General features: G+C 44.5%; 19 protein-coding genes. 1 reads left to right on the top strand and 18 read right to left on the bottom strand.

Annotated features, from left to right (window positions below):
• Positions 1-608: hypothetical protein (locus tag A3IK_RS0104720; protein WP_020558830.1), on the bottom strand; the 608-nt coding region annotated here is incomplete at its 3' end.
• 195 nt (positions 609-803) lie between these two features.
• Positions 804-1,379 (bottom strand): hypothetical protein, encoded by a 576-nt coding sequence (locus tag A3IK_RS0104715; protein ID WP_245539454.1) that lies wholly within the window; start codon positions 1,377-1,379, stop codon positions 804-806.
• Positions 1,380-2,053: 674 nt separating this feature from the next.
• On the opposite strand from A3IK_RS0104715, the gene A3IK_RS0104705 reads away from it, so the two are divergent.
• Entirely contained in the window at positions 2,054-3,244 is a 1,191-nt protein-coding gene (locus A3IK_RS0104705) for a S1 family peptidase (RefSeq protein WP_020558827.1), read from the top strand.
• Positions 3,245-3,310: 66 nt separating this feature from the next.
• Here the strand turns inward: A3IK_RS0104705 and A3IK_RS0104700 are convergent, their stop codons facing one another.
• From A3IK_RS0104700 to tsf, 16 genes are all read right to left on the bottom strand, one after another.
• Positions 3,311-4,102 (bottom strand): hypothetical protein, encoded by a 792-nt coding sequence (locus A3IK_RS0104700; protein WP_020558826.1) that lies wholly within the window; start codon positions 4,100-4,102, stop codon positions 3,311-3,313.
• Positions 4,103-4,226: 124 nt separating this feature from the next.
• Entirely contained in the window at positions 4,227-4,793 is a 567-nt protein-coding gene (gene rnhB / locus A3IK_RS0104695) for a ribonuclease HII (protein ID WP_020558825.1), read from the bottom strand.
• On the bottom strand, positions 4,784-5,335 hold the full coding sequence (locus A3IK_RS0104690; protein ID WP_020558824.1) for a hypothetical protein: 552 nt from the start codon (positions 5,333-5,335) through the stop codon (positions 4,784-4,786). The genes rnhB and A3IK_RS0104690 overlap by 10 nt, the downstream gene beginning before the upstream one ends.
• A gap of 15 nt (positions 5,336-5,350) precedes the next feature.
• Complete coding sequence (lpxB, locus tag A3IK_RS0104685; RefSeq protein ID WP_020558823.1) at positions 5,351-6,502, bottom strand: lipid-A-disaccharide synthase; 1,152 nt, start codon at positions 6,500-6,502, stop codon at positions 5,351-5,353.
• A 15-nt stretch (positions 6,503-6,517) separates the two neighbouring features.
• On the bottom strand, positions 6,518-7,294 hold the full coding sequence (lpxA, locus tag A3IK_RS0104680) for an acyl-ACP--UDP-N-acetylglucosamine O-acyltransferase (protein WP_020558822.1): 777 nt from the start codon (positions 7,292-7,294) through the stop codon (positions 6,518-6,520).
• Positions 7,291-7,740 carry a 3-hydroxyacyl-ACP dehydratase FabZ gene (fabZ, locus tag A3IK_RS0104675; protein ID WP_020558821.1) on the bottom strand — a complete coding sequence of 150 codons (450 nt, stop codon included), beginning with the start codon at positions 7,738-7,740 and terminating at the stop codon, positions 7,291-7,293. Before fabZ ends, lpxA begins: the two co-directional genes overlap by 4 nt.
• A 4-nt stretch (positions 7,741-7,744) precedes the next feature.
• The gene (lpxD, locus tag A3IK_RS0104670) at positions 7,745-8,806 is read right to left on the bottom strand and encodes a UDP-3-O-(3-hydroxymyristoyl)glucosamine N-acyltransferase (protein ID WP_020558820.1); all 1,062 of its coding nucleotides are present in this window, start codon (positions 8,804-8,806) and stop codon (positions 7,745-7,747) included.
• A 3-nt stretch (positions 8,807-8,809) separates the two neighbouring features.
• A complete protein-coding gene (locus tag A3IK_RS0104665; protein ID WP_020558819.1) occupies positions 8,810-9,451 on the bottom strand; it encodes an OmpH/Skp family outer membrane protein in 642 nt (213 codons plus the stop codon).
• A gap of 99 nt (positions 9,452-9,550) precedes the next feature.
• Positions 9,551-11,833, bottom strand: coding sequence for an outer membrane protein assembly factor BamA (gene bamA / locus A3IK_RS0104660; RefSeq protein WP_020558818.1), 2,283 nt, complete (start codon positions 11,831-11,833; stop codon positions 9,551-9,553).
• Positions 11,834-11,835: 2 nt separating this feature from the next.
• The gene (rseP, locus tag A3IK_RS0104655) at positions 11,836-13,203 is read right to left on the bottom strand and encodes an RIP metalloprotease RseP (RefSeq protein WP_020558817.1); all 1,368 of its coding nucleotides are present in this window, start codon (positions 13,201-13,203) and stop codon (positions 11,836-11,838) included.
• Positions 13,204-13,210: 7 nt separating this feature from the next.
• The gene (ispC, locus tag A3IK_RS0104650) at positions 13,211-14,380 is read right to left on the bottom strand and encodes a 1-deoxy-D-xylulose-5-phosphate reductoisomerase (RefSeq protein WP_020558816.1); all 1,170 of its coding nucleotides are present in this window, start codon (positions 14,378-14,380) and stop codon (positions 13,211-13,213) included.
• The gene (locus tag A3IK_RS0104645) at positions 14,377-15,189 is read right to left on the bottom strand and encodes a phosphatidate cytidylyltransferase (RefSeq protein WP_020558815.1); all 813 of its coding nucleotides are present in this window, start codon (positions 15,187-15,189) and stop codon (positions 14,377-14,379) included. Before A3IK_RS0104645 ends, ispC begins: the two co-directional genes overlap by 4 nt.
• Positions 15,182-15,922, bottom strand: coding sequence for a polyprenyl diphosphate synthase (gene uppS / locus A3IK_RS0104640; RefSeq protein WP_020558814.1), 741 nt, complete (start codon positions 15,920-15,922; stop codon positions 15,182-15,184). The genes A3IK_RS0104645 and uppS overlap by 8 nt, the downstream gene beginning before the upstream one ends.
• Positions 15,922-16,479 (bottom strand): ribosome recycling factor, encoded by a 558-nt coding sequence (gene frr / locus A3IK_RS0104635; RefSeq protein ID WP_020558813.1) that lies wholly within the window; start codon positions 16,477-16,479, stop codon positions 15,922-15,924. Before frr ends, uppS begins: the two co-directional genes overlap by 1 nt.
• A gap of 4 nt (positions 16,480-16,483) precedes the next feature.
• Positions 16,484-17,203 carry a UMP kinase gene (gene pyrH / locus A3IK_RS0104630; protein ID WP_020558812.1) on the bottom strand — a complete coding sequence of 240 codons (720 nt, stop codon included), beginning with the start codon at positions 17,201-17,203 and terminating at the stop codon, positions 16,484-16,486.
• A gap of 111 nt (positions 17,204-17,314) precedes the next feature.
• Positions 17,315-18,202, bottom strand: coding sequence for a translation elongation factor Ts (gene tsf, locus A3IK_RS0104625; RefSeq protein WP_020558811.1), 888 nt, complete (start codon positions 18,200-18,202; stop codon positions 17,315-17,317).
• Positions 18,203-18,248: the final 46 nt, after the last annotated feature.

Below are 18,248 nucleotides of genomic sequence, written 5' to 3'. Positions count from 1 at the left end.
CGCTCTAATTTATCCCCATTGCTACAGGTCGCAGTGTCTTTTAGACCTAGATCGATGCCGACTTCGCCCGTAGCAGTCAATTCAATATTGGGTACTTCTACGACAATATTGAAGTACCAACGGCCTCGTGCCTCTTGGGAGAAAGAGCCTGAACGAAACTCGTATTGAGCTAGGTTATAACTATCCCATACCTTAAAGAAGTGTCCCGCATAGCGTACTTGTCCATTTTTCCAAACCGCAGCACCTTTTTTAAACGGTATCCAACCTAAGGAGCGTTTAGAACCACTCGAGACTCTCCAACGCAGTTTGCTTTTCTTGAATTGCTTACGCGCTTTTTCGTGAACGGCTATCGTTTCTTGAATNGTCGAGGAGTGNANNATAAAGCCTCGTTCGGCTTTCATGCCTTTGAGTTGGCTTTGTAGATCATACGCACTGAGATAAAGTGAGTGAAAACCAAACTCTGGAATGAAAAAGTGAGAATAATAGGCGGTTTCTTCATTGGCAGCATTCCACACCTGATTCACCTCAAACGCCATACGTTCAAGAATAGGCTTGTGCTTATCCTTGATGCGAACTTTGAGGGTTTTGAGGTGAGTGGCTGATTTCATGATATTGATTATACTACAAAAGTTGCTAACTGCTATTACTGTAGTACTACCCTTCATCGGCTGTCGCCGATCGCCTTATATCCCCTAGCTAAAGCAAGGGGCTTTACGGCTGGTTCGGTAAAAATCTAGAATAAACCATGAGAAAGATTATGAATACTTCCTCATGGCATGTATTTTCTAAATCCTCTCTTTTGGTTAATGGAACTGAACAAGCGGCTCATTACCTACTACTACCTCTAAAGCCAGCTCACCTTCACGCAAACTCACTGGTTTACCACTAATTTCTTTATTAGCAAGCGAGTTATTAATAAGCTGGCGAACTTCTGCTTCTGTAGGAATAGCTGCACCCTCTCCGACTTGTAAAGTTACCTCAATAACATCTGAAGCAAATTTAGGCCCCGCTATAAGGTTTTTATAACCTGCATTTCCAAGAGCTTGTGCAACCAAGCTAGCACGCTCCCCATCTTCGTCCATTGAAAAACGCCCACTAGGCGCTCGACTGGTATCATAAAAGGGTAGGCTTATCATAAGCATTTCATCCGTTACAGGAGCGCTTATGATGACTGATGAATCACCAGTAGGTAACATCCTATCCGATATAGCCGTGTCAAATCGCCCTTGTTGAAAATTTAGCGTATCCCCCGCCGATAATCTCCCATCTCCATTAGTATCAACCACCTCTTTGAGCAGAATATGGCCTACCTCTTGAGAACGATTAGGATTATAAGTACGCCATGCTGCTGCTAATGCATCCTGTGTATCTTGACCCAAAGTCAGTCTTGATGCTGATGGAGTATTTGAAGATATAGGTTGATTAGACCCNTGCATCCCTTTGATCAGTTGAGTTAGTAGAGCAATGAGTTGATTCAGCAATTGCTTCGTTGACGAGCTGGATCTGTAGTTAATGAAAGGATTTGCGGTCTGGGCATATCCTTTATGATCTCTACTGATAGCACTGCTATTAGGTGCATAGGGGAAATAATTAGGAATAAACATAGCAAGCTCCATAGTGTATTAACCACTATAAAGCATAGAAAAGTAAAAATATCTTTACCGTTTCGACACCACTTTATCAGGCTAACGGTAGGTTTTCGTTAGATGAGATGTTTAGATCTACTCACGCCCCACATAACGTCCGCACTGGGGCAAAACTCTTACTCAAGCATAATGACTTACAGCATTGGGCTATTTTTTTACAAATAGTATTAATAATGCGTGTTTTTTAAGCATAATTACGTTAGCATTCAATTTCTATTAAGAGTTTCATGAAAATTACTCAAGAGGATATGCTATGTGTTATCAAAAAATTGCTTTTCTCGCGTTTTTTATTATCTCTTCTAATCTAGTGTTTGCAGCACAAGAACCACCTCCCACTCCCAGCCCTCAGCCCTCAGCCCTCAGCCCTCAGCCCTGATGGTTCTGTAAATATTGTTAATGATGAAGCCATGTCTAGGCAAACCGATGCTATGGTTATTGCTAGAGAATTGGGGATTGAAAAAAATATTGTACTGGATGCACTTGATTTCCAAGACAAGTTTTATAAGTTATTCACTACCATAGAAAAAAACTATCCCGAAACTATTGCTAGTGTTCGACTAGATCGGCTTCCGGCTAAAAAGGGTTATATCAGTTTTGTTGGTGAGAACATACCTTTAGAGATCGAGTCACTAATCGCGGCTATTGTTGGGCAAAGCGGTAAAGTCGCTGTTATCAGTGGGAAAAAATTCTCTAGAAAACAGAGAACAGATCGTGTGAAGCAAGTATCTAAATCCCTCTCAAAAACACATAAAAACATGATAGTTTCCATTGATCCTGAAACGGAAAAAATGATAATTAAGATTTTTCGCCCCAGTAAAGATAAATCCAAACCACCTACTGCTAGAGAGACTGCTTTAATCATCAATGAAAATGCACTAAATAAAAACAAAAATTTCAAGGTGAATGAAAGCGAGCTTCAGATTGAAACTATTGAAAAAGATGGACCTTTTATAGAGCTCCATGCAATACATAGAGGTGGCAGTAAAATTCAAAATAGCTTAGACGCCTACTGCACCTCTGGATTTACAGTTTATAAATCTTCTCCTTATATTTATGGTATGTTAACAGCAGGTCATTGCCTAGAGCCGTATGGTATGAATTGGTTTTATGATTACAGTATGGCGGTTTGGGGTTACTTAGGATATGGTCAAGCTGATGTGGGCACTTCTGGTGACGCAGGATTTCAATCTCTTGGCCTCAACTCTACAGGTTACTACGATTTTGCCACTCCATACTTCCACACAAGATACTATAACTACTATACTAACCAATATGTTAATGAGAGCAGACCTGTATACGGGTCTATGTGGCCAGTTGTAAATGCCTATGTCTGTCGATTTGGTCGGGTAACCAATATAGAAAGCTGTGGGTATATTACTCATATTGATCTGGATATAACTATAGAGAATATAGATTTTGGTAATATGGTACTTACTAGCAACGCTACCTCCCAGAAAGGGGATAGTGGTGGCCCTTGGTACTCCGGTAATTACGCATTGGGAACCAATACTGGCAATTATTATGGTTATGGGGTTTTTATGCCCATTCACGAGTCCCTCTCTCTTCTTAATGTCAATCTATCTACTACCAGCCCATAAATACTAACAATACATGATAGGAAAGAATGACTCTTTCCTATCATGTACACCAGATAAATAAGGTAATTAGCTAAGTTCCCCAAGCGGTTCATTACTGACTACCACTTCTAAATTCAGCTCACCCTCTTGTAACAGAACGGGCTTACCTCCAATTTCTTTATTAGCAAGAGAATTATTAATCAGCTGGCGAATGTCTGCTTCTGTAGGAATAGGCTCACCCTCACCTACCCGTAAAATTACTCTAATAATATCGGAAATAGGTTCTGGTCCTGCCATAAAATCCCTATAACCTAGCGCTCTAAGAGCTTGTGCAACCAAACTACCTCTATCCCCATCCTCATCCTGTGAAAAACGACCACTAGGCGCTCGACTAGTGTCATAAAAGGGTAGGCTTATCAAGAGCATTTCATCGGTGACAGGCGTGCTTATAATGACTGATGGGTCATCAGTTGGTAGCACTCTATCCACTCCAAGAGGAAGCTGACCCTGCTGAAAATTGAGTGTATCCCCCGCCGATAATCTCCCATCTCCATTAGTATCAACCACCTCTTTGAGCAGAATATGGCCTACCTCTTGAGAACGATTAGGATTATAAGTACGCCATGCTGCTGCTAATGCATCCTGTGTATCTTGACCCAAAGTCAGTCTTGATGCTGATGGAGTATTTGAAGATATAGGTTGATTAGACCCTTGCATCCCTTTGATCAGTTGAGTTAGTAGAGCAATGAGTTGATTCAGCAATTGCTTCGTTGACGAGCTGGAGTTAATAAAAGGATTTGCAGTCTGGACATACCCTTTATGCTCTCTACTGATAGCACTGCTATTAGGTGCATAGGGGGAATAATTAGGAATAAACATAGCAAGCTCCATAGTGTATTAACCACTATGGATAATAGGCTGGTTTAGTGCTCTTGACTGTTTAGATAAGGCTTTATCAGGCTAGCGGTAGGTTTTCGTTAGATGAGATGTTTAGACCTATTCACTAAAACCCCACATAACGTCGCACCGGAGCAAAACTCTTACGATGAATTGGCAAAATCCCATAGTGAGCCAATGCGGCAAGATGTGCTTTGGTTGGATAGCCTTTGTGCTGGGCAAAACCGTATTGAGGATACAGTTTATCCAACTCAATCAGCTCCGCATCACGCGTAACCTTAGCCAAAATCGAGGCGGCACTAATCGCAGGTTCCGTCGCATCACCCCCGATAATGGCTTGGGTGGGGCAATTAAAGGCCGGATATTGATTACCATCGACCAGTATTTCGGTCGGTTGAATGCTTAAACCTGCCACCGCCCGCTGCATGGCTAAAAAGGTGGCTTGTAGAATATTGAGCTGATCAATCTCTTCCACTTCAGCCCGCCCTAATGACCATGCTAAGGCTCGCTCACGAATTAAATCCGCCAACAGCAGGCGTTTTTTCTCGGAGAGCTTTTTAGAATCTGCTAACCCTTGAATCGGGCGTGAAGGGTCTAAAATAACAGCAGCAGTCACCACCGCCCCCGCTAATGGCCCACGCCCGACCTCATCAACTCCAGCGATTAAACGCATGTGCCCGGCTGACGCAGTGTGAAAATAGAGGCAGGCGGAATATTAAAAAATACCGTCGCACTACGCTCAATATGAAAGCCTTTCTTTCTGAGTTTTTGGAATAGCTCAATTTGACTCACTAAGGGGATATAGCTCATTTGAATAATAGTCGAGCCTTGCTCTAAAGCAGCCGCAAATTGTGTCACCAGGCGCTCAGAAAAAAACGGCCCTGTCACTGGCATACAAGACACAATCAAGCTATTGGCTAAACCATAACGGCTTTCATCCAGCGGGAGATCAAAAAAGTCGCCCCCTAAGATATCGGTTTTACGCCCAAAACGCTCTTTAAATAACGCCACAAAATCGGGGTGCTTTTCTACAAAACTAAAAGGGATATCGGCGTCAATAAAATATTGCGCCACCACCCCGCTACCTGTGCCAACAAATACACCTCGCGGATAAGCGCCAAAATGAGTGCCGGCAACCTCAAACATTTTGGCTCCAAATTGATCTGACGAACTAATAATCGAGCCAACATCCTTAAATTTGGTTATATAGGCCATACCCATCATCCTTTCTTATAGATTAAATTGTTGCACAATAGCTGCTGCAGCGGTTGCACTGGCTTGTTGCTTGAGTTGCTGTTGCAGGTTTTGAAATTGATTCAGATAATAATCGCGCTCTTCAGGTGTTAACGCCATGAGTTTTTCTATTTCACTCACACTATTTTCTATGGTGACTTGTTCTTGTAATAGCTCTGGAACCAAGCGCTCATTGGCTAGATTATTGGGTAAGGTGACATACTTAACCTTTAATAATTTAAACGTGCGTAATAACCACGCCGTGAGCGGCGCTACTTGATACGCCGCAACCATTAAACGCCCGCTTAACATGCCCTCTAATACCGCTGTACCCGAGGCTAGCAGTATATAATCCGCTGCCTGCATGACAGTACGTGACTGCCCTTCTATTACGATTAAATCCAATTCTGGAGTCTGTGCTAAGCATAATTGCTGAATTAATTGCTGAGCTTTAGGGTGAGCGGCTGGAATAATAAAAGAACATTCGGGGTGGCGTTGCTTCAGTTGTTGAGCGGCTTGTAAAAAGGTGGGCAGCAAGCGCTTTATCTCGCCTAGACGACTACCAGGTAAAAGGGCAATAACCTTACTGCCTGAAGTCGCTACACCTAATGTTTGGCGTGCAATGCTACGATCACCGTCCCACACTATTTCATCAGCTAAGGGGTGTCCGACAAAGACTGCTTTAATCTGATGGCGGCGATAAAACTCGACCTCAAAAGGGAATAAGGTCAGCATTAGATCAATCGCGCCCTGCATTTTTTTCACCCGCCCTTGTCGCCACGCCCAAACCGAGGGGCTAACATAGTGTACGGTTTTAATGCCTTGAGCGTGTAAACGCTTAGCGAGGGGTAGATTAAAATCGGGTGCATCTACACCAATAAATAAATCAGGGGGATTCTGTGTCCAACGCTTAATTAGCTCGCGCCGAATTTTGAGTAGCTCAGGTAAATGCTTGAGGACTTCCACCAAGCCCATAACTGACAGAGTTTCCATAGGATAAAGCGAACGACAGCCCGCTGCCTGCATTTCAGTGCCTGCAATACCTTCAAAAACTAAGTCTGGATTTTGAATCTGGAGTGCTTTAATCAACCTAGCGCCCAGCAGATCGCCCGAAGTCTCGCCCGCGACAATGGCTATACGCTTGATCATGCCTTATTTACACACTTACCGAATCAGGCCGCGCTCACTCTGGCGGCAGAAAGCCAATAATAGTTGAATTTCGGGGAATTGTCCCATTTCTGTTTCAATTTGGCTTAATGCTTCGTTTAGGGTTAGGTGTTGTCGATAAAGTAAACGGTGGGCATTTTTAATGCGTGAAATAGCCTCTGGCTCAAAACCACGGCGTTTCAAGCCTTCGGCATTAATACTACGCGGCTCGACGGGGCTACCATAGGCCATGGTATAAGGCGCAATATCCTTCCCGACCGCACTTCCCATACCCGTGAAAGCGTGCTCACCGATATGGCAAAATTGATGGACTAAGGTAAAACCACCTAAGATGACATAGTCATGAATGGTGACATGCCCCGCCAACGTCGCACTATTAGCAAAAATAGTGTTATTGCCCACGATACAATCATGTGCAATATGCACATAGGCCATGATCCAATTATCATTGCCTAGGATGGTTTTACCTTTATCCTGAGTCGTGCCGCGATTAAAGGTACAGCACTCTCGGATCACATTACGATCACCAATAATTAGCTCAGTCTGTTCACCTGCATATTTTTTATCCTGTGGCTCAGCACCCAGAGAGGCAAAGGGAAAAATACGATTCTCTTGCCCAATGGTTGTAGGCCCCTCAATCACAACATGAGAGGCAATCTGAGTCCCGCGCCCGATCTTTACTTTAGCCCCAATAACACTATAAGGACCAATTTCAACCTCGGTATCTAGCTCAGCACTAGGATGAATAACAGCAGTAGCATGGATTAAGCTCAAATAGCACCTTCTTTGGCAGCACACATGAGTTCAGCAGAAGCAACGACCTTGCCCTCAACCGTCGCTTTGGCATCGAAAACCCAAATAATACCTTTGCGATTCTTAAGCTCCACTGACAATACCAGTTGATCACCCGGAACGACCTGCTGTTTAAAGCGTGCCTTATCCACACCGACCAACATATAGAGCACACCTACACGCGGCTCTTCGCCCATGGTTCTAAAACCTAACAGCCCTGTGGCTTGGGCAAGGGCTTCAATAATTAACACACCCGGCATCACGGGCTGACTAGGAAAATGCCCATTAAAAAATGGCTCATTACAAGTCACATTTTTAATCGCTGTCAGACGTTCACCTTCTACACACTCCAACACCCGATCCACTAATAAAAACGGGTAACGATGGGGTAAATAGTTTTTGATTTCGTTGACATTCATCGTCGACATGCTGTTACAGTTCCTTATGATCCGGCTGCAAGGCAGCCATTTGCTTTTCTAATTCTGCTAAACGCCGTGCCATTTTATCTAACTGATGAAAGCGCACCGCATTTTTGCGCCATTGGCTATTTTCCTGAATAGTAGTACCCGCTGAATACACCCCAGCGTGGCGAATCGAGTGAGTCACCATACTCGTTGCGGTAATAATGACATGATCAGCAATCTCTAAATGACCACCAATCGCACACATCCCTGCAATTCGGCAAAAGCGCCCAATTTTGGCACTTCCTGCAATCGCTGTACAGGCTGCCACCGCAGTATGTGCACCAATTTCGGTATTGTGTCCCACCTGAATCAGGTTATCGAGCTTTACCCCATCCCCAATACGTGTCACACCTAATGCAGCACGATCAATGGTAGTATTCGCCCCAATCTCAACATCATTACCTAAGACAACTTTGCCCACTTGTGGAATTTTGTACCAAGTCCCATCACGCTGAGGCGCAAAACCAAAACCATCCGCCCCTAATACCGCACCAGAATGAATAATACAGCGCTCACCCACTTCTGTATCATCCGCCAAAGTAACATGAGGATGTAATAAAGTATCAGCACCAATGCGACACCCTGCACCTATTACCGTATGCGCTCCAATAATCGCATTTGCCGCAATTTCTGTACCCGCACCAATGACTACATAAGCACCAATATGCACCCCATCTGCAATACTCACGTGCTCGCCCATAACGGCGGTAGGATGTATAGCACTAGGAAAGGCTTTTGGGGGGTAAAATAAAGTCACTACTTGGGCATAGGCTAAGTAGGGATCTTTATGAATTAAACAATCACCCGAATACTCGGCTGCTAAATCGGGCGGTAGAATTAAAGCACCCGCTTTGGTACTGGTTAAAAACTGCCGATATTGCCCCCCGCGAATATAGCTCAACTCATGAGCCTGCGCTAAATCAACCGCCGCAACCCCTGAAATTAATTTATTTGGATCAGTGGCCTTTAATTCCGCCCCACAATAGGTAGCAATTGATTCTAACGTTTTAGCCAATGCAACAGTAGACATAAACTAGTGTTCCTTAGTAATAGGCGTATTAGTATTATTTGATTGGTTATTAAATTGTTGTTGTAGATACTCTAATACTTGATCAGTAATATCGACTTGGGGACTAGCCGCAATATAGTCATTCTCTTTTAATACAATATCGATCTTATTTTGTATGCGTATTGTATTAATGGCATCGACTACTTGTTTTTGTACTAAACCTAATTGCTCATCACGGGCGAGACGTAATTCCGCACGATAATCCTCTACGGCTCGCTCATAATTACGCTGCCGACTACGTAAATCACGGTCTTTTTGTAAGCGCCCCTCTTCTTCTAATTGAGACAATTGATCTTGTAGTTCTTGTATAGCCCGCTGCTCGCGCTCTATCTCCGCCTCAACTGGGGCATATTTTTGTTTTAGCTTTTCAGTTGCTGCTGCAGATTGTGGTGCTCGATTTAATAATACCCCCACATTCACCGTCGCAACGACGGTACGCGAAGGAATCACAGCTATTTTAGGTTTAGGCGGAATGGGTTTAGGCGCATTAGGCTGCGTATCAACGACTACAGGGGGGCGCGGGGATGGCTCAGGCTCGGCTTGTGCTCTAAAGACACCAATAAAGACGACAACCACCAACAGCAGACTAAGAATAAACCAACGCATAAGTACTCCCTGTCTTCATTACGGATCTTCAAGTACGCATTAACTCAATTCACGTCCTTGTGACTATGAGTTTTTCGCTTAAGAAAGGCTCTGATATTACTAGAAATTAGCCCCTAAACTAAACTGTAATACTTGTTTGTCATCGCCATCTTTGGCATTTAAAGGCCGAGCCACACTAATCTCTAAAGGACCAAAAGGTGAAACCCACACCGCACCTAAGCCAACAGATGCCCGCAGATCTTTAGCTTTAAAGGCACTGGTATCCTCAAACACATTACCCACATCCACGAAAGCACTCATCTTCAAGCCTTTCATATCCTTTGCGAAGGGTACTGGGAAATAAACTTCCGCAGTCGAGGCAAATAATACATCCCCCCCCATAGCATCACCATTACTATCCAAAGGGCCTAGGCTATTAGAGTCATAACCCCGTACCGTACCAATACCCCCCGCTGTATATTTCTCAAAGAAAGGTAAGTTATCTAAATCCTTACGTCCCTTACCTAGGCCGATTTTACCCTTTAAAGCAAAGGTAAAATCGCTATTAATTTCTTTATACAACGCCCCATCATAGCCTAATTTAGCATATTGCAGATCACTACCGGGAATAGCCGCTTGCACTGACACCCGATGACGTTGCCCACTAGTAGGGAATAGCGCACGATTACGCGTATCATGTACATAACTTAACGTCGCTGGTAATTGACGGTATTTAAGCCCATGCTTATCGGTAAACTCTTTAATATGCGTAGCAGGATCTGAGCCTAGGACAATTTCCCGTTTTTCAGCACCGAATTTAAAGTGAAAAGCATCATTTTCACCAATTGGAATAGCATAGCTTAGATCAGCACCTATCCGATTAGAGATATAACTCGAAATATCATCTTTCTCGGCATTGTATTTATTATAATAAATATTAAAGCCGCGACTGACCCCTTCATTGGTATAAAACGGATTATTATAACCAATTCGGAAGTTACGATTAGCTGAGCTATTATCAAAAGCGATTTCTAGCTCTTTTCCGGTACCCATGAAGTTATCTTGTTTTAACTCAGTATTAAACAAGATACCGCCCGATTGTGAATAACCTGCCCCAATACGAAACTGATTCGACGAGCGCTCGGTAATTTCGATTTTTAAGTCTACTTGATCGGAAGTGCCAGCAACGGGTTCTGGCGTAATATTAACATCCTCTACATAAGCTAAGCGCTGTAGACGGGTTTTAGAGCGTTCAATTAATTCTTTAGATAAAGGCGCACTTTCTAATTGGCGAATCTCACGGCGATAGACTTCATCTTTAGTGCGATTATTACCGCGAATATTAATCCGTCTGACATAAACCCGTTTGCCCGGATCAACGACTAGCTGCAAATTAACAATGCGATTGGCTTCATCAATTTGTGGCTCTAGCCCTATGCGAGTGAAAGCAAAGCCTTGCTTACCTAGTGCATCTTCAATATTTTTCCGCGTTAATTCTAAATTCTTTTGCGAAAAGACTTGCCCTGATTTCAGTGCCACCAGTTTATCTACTTGGGGCTGGGATAATTTAGAATTACCCCCCACACCGACACGACCGAGACGATATTGTGCGCCTTCTTTAATCGTGATTTTAATTTTAATGCCCTGTTTCGTGGTGCCGGGCAAGGTATCAACCGACACCACTTCAAATTTGATATAGCCTCGATCACGGTAAAAAGCCGCGAGCTTATCTAAGTCAGCCGCTAATTTTTCCCGCGAGTATTGATCACGAGTACTAAAGAATGAAATCCCTTTTTTAACCCCTGACTCAAATTGACCTAGTAATACGGCATCGGAGAAAGCCTGATTACCTACAATATCAAGGCTCTCAATACGAGTACCGCCCCCTTCATTGATTTTAATATCAACGGCATTGCGTCCCTGACCTAAAGAACGGCTGGAAATATTGACAGTGGCATTATAAAGCCCCTGCCCTTGATAAGCTTTCACCAACTCTTCTTCCGCTTTGGCGAGTGCTTGCTTATCTAAACCATTGCCTTTAGCAATATTAAGCTTTTTTAGAAACTCTAAAATATTAGCGGTGGGTAATTTTTTATTACCACTAATATTAATTTCTCCGATTGCTTGGCGCTCAATGACTTTTACAATCAAAATACTCCCGCGCCTAGCGAGCTTTACATCCTCAAACAAACCTGTTTGATAGATGACTTGTGATAATTCATTTGCCTGAGATTCATCAAAACGTTGCCCTGCTCGTACTGGAATGTATTGCATCACAGCTTGTGGTGTTAAGCGCTGTAACCCCTGTACTTCAATCCCTTTGATTACAAAACTAGCAGACCATGCAGGTTGGCTAACCACCAAGGCACTAGCAACGGAAAGACGAATTAGTTGTTTATTCATGATTATCTGATCAACCGCATTAAATCGTTATACAAGGCCAAAACCATCAAGCTACCAATAGCTGTCAAGCCGACACGCATGCCCAATTCCTCTACCCGTTGAGACACAGGCGAGCCTTTTATCATTTCTACTATGTAAAACAGCAAATGCCCGCCATCCAACATCGGAATAGGTAACAAATTTAAAATACCTAAACTTATACTAATAATGGCTAAAAAACCGATAAAGTAGGTTAATCCCGACTTTGCTGCTTCCCCTGAAAACTGCGCAATAGTTAAAGGCCCACTAATATTGGTCAGTGAAACCTCGCCCGTGAATATACGTCCCATTAATTGAACGGACATCACAGTAATGCGTTGGGTTTCCTCAAGACCACGCACTAGCGCATCGATCACGCCATAGCGTTGGGTAAATTGCAGCTTCTCTACCACCTCAGGCGGACTACGCTCAGTGAGACCCACGCCCATCGTAAAGATTTTTTGACCATTGACCTCTTGTAACTGGGGGGTAATATTGAGGTTAGTGACACCCGAAACACGCTCTACCTTGACCTCTAGCGTTTTGCCCTCACTCGCACGCACCAAACGGATCACATCTTCACTCATACCAATCGGTGTATGATTAATTTCTAGAATTTTATCATTGGCTTGAGCACCTGCTTGTTCTGCGGGACTATTGGGAAGAATACCGCTGGCATAAACCGCTAATTGAGGTGCCCAACTACGTAAACCTGCTTTTTGAAAATAATCGCGCTCATCCGCTAGCATGGGAATATCGGTTAAATCGAGAGAACGAGTTGTACGTTGCCCTTGTTGGGTTTCCACCTCAACACTGACTATAGGATCAGCTAGATATTGCTCTAAGAGCATTTGGCGTGCATCTTGAAAACTAGCAACCTCTTGTCCCGCCACAGCAACGATTTTATCGCCCACCTGAAAGCCAGCAGTAGCAGCAGGCGTATTCGGTAGAGCACTCACCAGAGCAGGATAAGCCGGTATACCGATGCTAAACATCAGCGTATATAAAAGACCTGCCAAGATAAAATTCGCAATCGGGCCTGCGGCGACAATAGCAAAACGCTTCCATACAGGTTGACGGTTAAAGGCACGATGTACTTCACTAGGATCGACCTCGCCCTCCCGTTCGTCTAACATCTGCACATAGCCCCCTATAGGAAAGGGTGCTAAAGCATATTCGACTTGATCGGCATCTTTACCACGTTTTGACCAAAAGGGCTTACCCATACCAATGGAAAAGCGCAGCACTTTTACGCCTAATTTACGCGCAACCCAATAATGTCCAAATTCGTGAACCGTTACTAAAATACCAATAGTAACCAAAAAGGCGGGGATAATAATTAGCAAGTCCATGGCATCACTACATTTTTTTATTTTTTATCCAAGATAGTGCCGCTTCACGGCTGTCCTTGTCCTGAATAAAAATAGTTTCCAAAGTCGTTGGGGTTCCAGAGCAAGCCTGAGCCAGTACTTGTTCAATCAATCGCGGTATATCCAAAAATCCAATCTGCTGATTTAAAAATGCTTGCACCGCTTCTTCATTCGCGGCATTCAGTGCAATCGTTGCATAGCCTCCCGCTTGATGCGCTTCAGCCGCGAGGCGCAAGCACGGAAAACGTACTAAATCGGGACGCTCGAAGTCTAGACGCGCCAACTGGAAGAAATCTAAGGGTTCAACCCCTGACGGAAGTCGCTCTGGATACCCTAACGCATAAGCAATCGGAGTACGCATATCGGGATTACCTAATTGTGCTAAGACCGAGCCATCACAATAAGTTACCATTGAATGAATCGTACTCTGGGGATGTACGACTACTTCAATCTGCTCCATTGGCATATTAAATAACCAACAGGCCTCAATGGTTTCTAACCCTTTATTCATGAGGGTGGCAGAATCCACCGATATCTTTTTTCCCATACTCCAATTAGGATGAGCCACCGCTTGAGCCGGCGTTATACTCGCTAAACGCTCTTGCTCCCACGTTCTAAAAGGCCCACCAGATGCCGTCAACAATAACTTCTGAACACCCTGTTGTCTATTTTGCGTCGGTAAACACTGAAATATCGCATTGTGCTCACTATCAATCGGCAATAATTCTGCCCCTGCGCTTTGCACTGCATCCATAAACAGTTGACCTGACATGACTAGCGCTTCTTTATTTGCCAGTAATACCCGCTTACCCGCTTGAGCAGCGGCAAGCGTTGGCCTTAAACCGGCTGCGCCAACAATAGCTGCCATCACATAGTCAGTATCAGGATGAGCTGCAATGAAGCTTAAAGCCTCCTCGCCTGCGAGCACTTCTGTCGGTATATCAACTTGTTTCAGTAGGGCTTGTAACTGCTCGGCTGCATTGACTTGAGTCAGTACCGCATAACGGGGTTTAAAGGCTTGGCATTGAGCAAACAAGCGCTCGATATTCTGGCTGGCGGATAAAGCAAATACTTTAAAACGCTCAGGATGTTGGGCTATCACATCTAGGGTGCTCACTCCAATACTGCCGGTTGCACCTAGAATCGTGACGCTTTTCATAGACCGCTCCTAATCCACCATAAGCCAAGAGAAAATACTGGTAATGCCGCTAATAAGCCATCAATGCGATCTAGAATCCCTCCATGCCCCGGTAAAAGCTGACCGCTATCTTTGACGCCTGCTTCACGCTTGACCATGCTTTCAAATAAATCGCCCGCAATGGAAAAAATAACGACTATTAATGACAACACCACAAAGGCAATACTTTGTCCGAGTGAAAAACCCAATACTAACGCCCCAGCAATAGCCCAAATAGTACCTAAAGCCAATGCTCCATAAGCCCCTTCACGGGTTTTACCCGGACTTAATTCCGGCGCTAATTTAACTTTGCCAAACCGTTTGCCCGTAAAGTACGCGCCCGTATCAGCGACCGCTACTAAGCCAATCACATAGAGGACATACCCCACCGATAAGGCATTTAGGTGGCTGAGTGCATACCAAGCAATGCTGAGCACTAAAATGCCCAACATAGGTAATAACCACAGATAATCACGATAAAAACGGGTGTGTTGGCGATAATGCCATAACAAACCTAAAATGCCTCCCCATACCATCACACCCACCACTACCACAGGCATGACCGGGGGCTGCATTAATAATAACAGCAGGGCTAATACGAGTGTGGGTAACATAGCGACTAAGCGCTGGGGCATAAAACGGTAACCCACCAGTGCCGCCCACTCCCAACTACCTAAGCCTACTATGACCACTAAAGACAGCACCGCAAATACCGTCGGCGGTAACAGCAATAAGGCTGCGAGTACAATGGCGACTAGAATAATACCTGTAATAACCCTTTGCTTAAGCATGGTCGGTTCCTTGCGTGATTTGCTCACCTGTCATACCAAAACGGCGCTGACGTTTGGCAAAATCAACAAAAGCAGCTTGTAAATCTTGCTCATTAAACTCAGGCCACAACTTATCAGTAAAATACAGTTCAGCATACGCCAATTGCCACAATAAGAAATTACTAATGCGACACTCTCCCCCCGTGCGAATAAACAAATCGGGTTCAGGTACATTTAGCTCTGCGGTACTAAGATAGGGGGCTATAGACTGCTCTGTTAAAGTCAGGGGATCGGCCTGAGGATGAGCCTTCAGATAGGCTTGCACAGCATGAATAATATCCCAACGCCCCCCATAATTAGCCGCTATTAAGAGGCGCATTCCCGTGCAGTGCGCGGTTTTGGCTTCGGTTTGGCTAATTTTGGCTTGTAGATTAGGGGAAAAAGCGTGGCGATCACCGATAAAATGGAGCCGAATATTGTGTCGGATCAGCCCCTCTGCTTCACGGTCAAGCACAGTCATAAAAAGCGACATTAAACCAGAAACCTCGTCCTCAGGACGCTTCCAGTTTTCGCTACTAAACGCAAACAGGGTGAGACACTCGACCCCTGCTTGGCTACAACCGCGAATCACTTTACGAGCCGCCTCAACGCCCCGCTGATGACCTAAGAGGCGCGGTAATAAACGTGCTTTCGCCCAGCGCCCATTACCATCCATCACAACCGCCACATGGCGGGGTCGTTGGGATTGAGTCATTACACCGCCATCAAGTCTTGTTCTTTACGCTCTAAAACAACATCCACTTCTTTGATATATTGGTCAGTGACCTTTTGCACCGCATCTTGTCCGCGACGCTCTTCGTCTTCGGAAATTTGCTTATCTTTTTGCAGTGCTTTCAATTTATCATTCGCATCACGGCGGATATTGCGAATCGCAACCCGTGCCCCTTCTGCCTCGCCACGGACGACTTTTACTAAGTCCTTACGGCGCTCTTCGGTTAAGGGGGGTAACGGTACACGAATGGTGGTTCCTGCACTATTAGGGTTTAGGCCTAAATCAGAATTCAAAATCGCCTTTTCAATCACGGCTACCATGGGTTTTTCCCACGGAGTCACCGTGAGTGTACGGGCATCTTCTGCCGATACATTCGCCACTTGGCTCAAAGGTACGGGGGAACCGTAATAATCAACAGTAATATGATCCAATAAACTCGGATGAGCACGTCCGGTACGAACTTTAACAAAAGCGGCTTTCAGTGCCTCAATACTTTTCTGCATACGCACATCGGCGTCTTTTTTAATCTCATCTAACATAAACTTAAACCTCTACCAGAGTACCTATCGCTGCTCCCTGCACAATAGCACTGAGAGCATTCGCTGCAAACATATCAAACACACATAGGGGGAGTCGATTATCCCGACACATTACCATGGCGGTTAAATCCATCACTCCTAACTGTTTAGCAATGGCTTCATCAAATTTTAGCTGGTCATAACGCACCGCATCCGCATGCTTAGCGGGGTCTTTGGTATAAATACCATCGACCTTAGTCGCTTTTAATAGCAAATCAGCTTCCAACTCTACCGCTCGCAAACTCGCTGCAGTATCGGTGGTAAAAAAAGGATTGCCTGTCCCTGCGGCACAAATCACCACAGCACCAGCTTGTAAACGGCGTCTAGCCTCATGAGCATTAAAACGTTCACTCATGCCTTCAATCGTCATGGCAGTCATAATGTCACAACGACCACCGAGTTGCTCGATACAATCTTGCATGGCAATTGCATTCATCACGGTTGCGAGCATGCCCATTTGGTCACCACGCACACGATCCATACCGGCTGCGGCTAAACCTGCTCCGCGAAACAAGTTACCACCACCAATGACTAAAGCAACCTCAACGCCTTGCGCTTGTACCTCTAAAACTTCACGTCCGACCCGATTCAAAATAACCGGATCGATACCCGTATCTTGATTACCCATTAGCGCTTCGCCACTGAGTTTTAATAAAATACGTTTAGGTTGAATGCGTTGAGCCATATTAAATTCCTTACAACAGCCAGTAAGTGTAAAACAATCTAAGAGAATCTGGATACGGGTGATAGAAAAAAGGGGCAATGACTGCCCCTTTTTTGTGCTTAACTCAATTCATTATTGAGCCGCTTGTGCTGCTTGTGCTTTCACTTCATCAGCAAAATTTTCTTGCTTCTTCTCAATCCCTTCGCCCGCCTCAAAACGTACAAAGGTCGTTACCTTAGCGCCTTTAGACTTTAAGAGTTGTGCGACAGTTTGATTCGCATCCTTCACAAAGGGTTGGCCTAATAAGGTTAATTCAGCCAAGAATTTACGCATTTTGCCTTCAAGCATTTTTTCTGCGATTTCACGGCTTTTACCGCTTTGCATTACGATGTCTAACTGTACATCACGCTCACGCGCTACGATATCAGCCGGTACACCAGACTCATCGAGGCAAACTGGGCGGCTTGCAGCAATGTGCATCGCTAAATCTTTACCTAGCTCTTCCTCACCCGTCACACTCACTGCCACACCAATTTTATTATTGCTGTGTAAGTAAGTAGCAATCGCGCCTTCAGATGCTTCGACGATTTGGAAACGACGAACTTGGATATTTTCACCAATTTTAGCGACTAAGGCCGCACGTGCTTCCTCTACCGTTTGACCACTAGCCAATGGTAAAGCCGCTAGAGCTGCCATATCCGCTGGACGTTTGGCTAATACCGCATCGGCAACCGCTTCAGCAAACTCAACAAAGTTCGCATCTTTAGCCACGAAATCGGTTTCGCTATTCACTTCAACTAAAGCAGCTACTTTACGATCAGGTGTTGTTTTAATCACAACACGGCCTTCAGCAGCCACACGACCTGATTTTTTCTCTGCTTTCAAAGCACCTGACTTACGCATTAAATCAATAGCGGCTTCCATGTCACCATTGGTTTCAGTCAATGCTTTTTTACAATCCATCATGCCTGCGCCAGTACGCTCGCGCAGTTCTTGTACCATTTTAGCAGTAATGGCCATTTCTTTATCCTCACGTTAGGTACACATCGACATAAAATGCGATGTA

Origin of the sequence: Thiofilum flexile DSM 14609, from assembly GCF_000380185.1 — a bacterium.
Lineage (GTDB): Bacteria > Pseudomonadota > Gammaproteobacteria > Thiotrichales > Thiotrichaceae > Thiofilum > Thiofilum flexile.
The sequence above is the reverse complement of the archived record's forward strand: the minus strand, read 5'-3'. Positions and strand labels throughout refer to the sequence as shown.

Coding starts and splice junctions, on each gene's coding strand:
- A3IK_RS0104705 (WP_020558827.1), top strand. CDS start 2,054: ATGTCTAGGCAAACCGATGCTATGGTTATTGCTAGAGAATTGGGGATT.
- lpxD (WP_020558820.1), bottom strand. CDS start 8,806: ATGTCTACTGTTGCATTGGCTAAAACGTTAGAATCAATTGCTACCTAT.
- fabZ (WP_020558821.1), bottom strand. CDS start 7,740: ATGTCGACGATGAATGTCAACGAAATCAAAAACTATTTACCCCATCGT.
- uppS (WP_020558814.1), bottom strand. CDS start 15,922: ATGACTCAATCCCAACGACCCCGCCATGTGGCGGTTGTGATGGATGGT.
- tsf (WP_020558811.1), bottom strand. CDS start 18,202: ATGGCCATTACTGCTAAAATGGTACAAGAACTGCGCGAGCGTACTGGC.
- lpxB (WP_020558823.1), bottom strand. CDS start 6,502: ATGATCAAGCGTATAGCCATTGTCGCGGGCGAGACTTCGGGCGATCTG.
- A3IK_RS0104690 (WP_020558824.1), bottom strand. CDS start 5,335: ATGGCCTATATAACCAAATTTAAGGATGTTGGCTCGATTATTAGTTCG.
- bamA (WP_020558818.1), bottom strand. CDS start 11,833: ATGAATAAACAACTAATTCGTCTTTCCGTTGCTAGTGCCTTGGTGGTT.
- frr (WP_020558813.1), bottom strand. CDS start 16,479: ATGTTAGATGAGATTAAAAAAGACGCCGATGTGCGTATGCAGAAAAGT.
- rseP (WP_020558817.1), bottom strand. CDS start 13,203: ATGGACTTGCTAATTATTATCCCCGCCTTTTTGGTTACTATTGGTATT.
- rnhB (WP_020558825.1), bottom strand. CDS start 4,793: ATGCGTTTAATCGCTGGAGTTGATGAGGTCGGGCGTGGGCCATTAGCG.
- pyrH (WP_020558812.1), bottom strand. CDS start 17,203: ATGGCTCAACGCATTCAACCTAAACGTATTTTATTAAAACTCAGTGGC.
- A3IK_RS0104700 (WP_020558826.1), bottom strand. CDS start 4,102: ATGTTTATTCCTAATTATTCCCCCTATGCACCTAATAGCAGTGCTATC.
- A3IK_RS0104645 (WP_020558815.1), bottom strand. CDS start 15,189: ATGCTTAAGCAAAGGGTTATTACAGGTATTATTCTAGTCGCCATTGTA.
- ispC (WP_020558816.1), bottom strand. CDS start 14,380: ATGAAAAGCGTCACGATTCTAGGTGCAACCGGCAGTATTGGAGTGAGC.
- A3IK_RS0104665 (WP_020558819.1), bottom strand. CDS start 9,451: ATGCGTTGGTTTATTCTTAGTCTGCTGTTGGTGGTTGTCGTCTTTATT.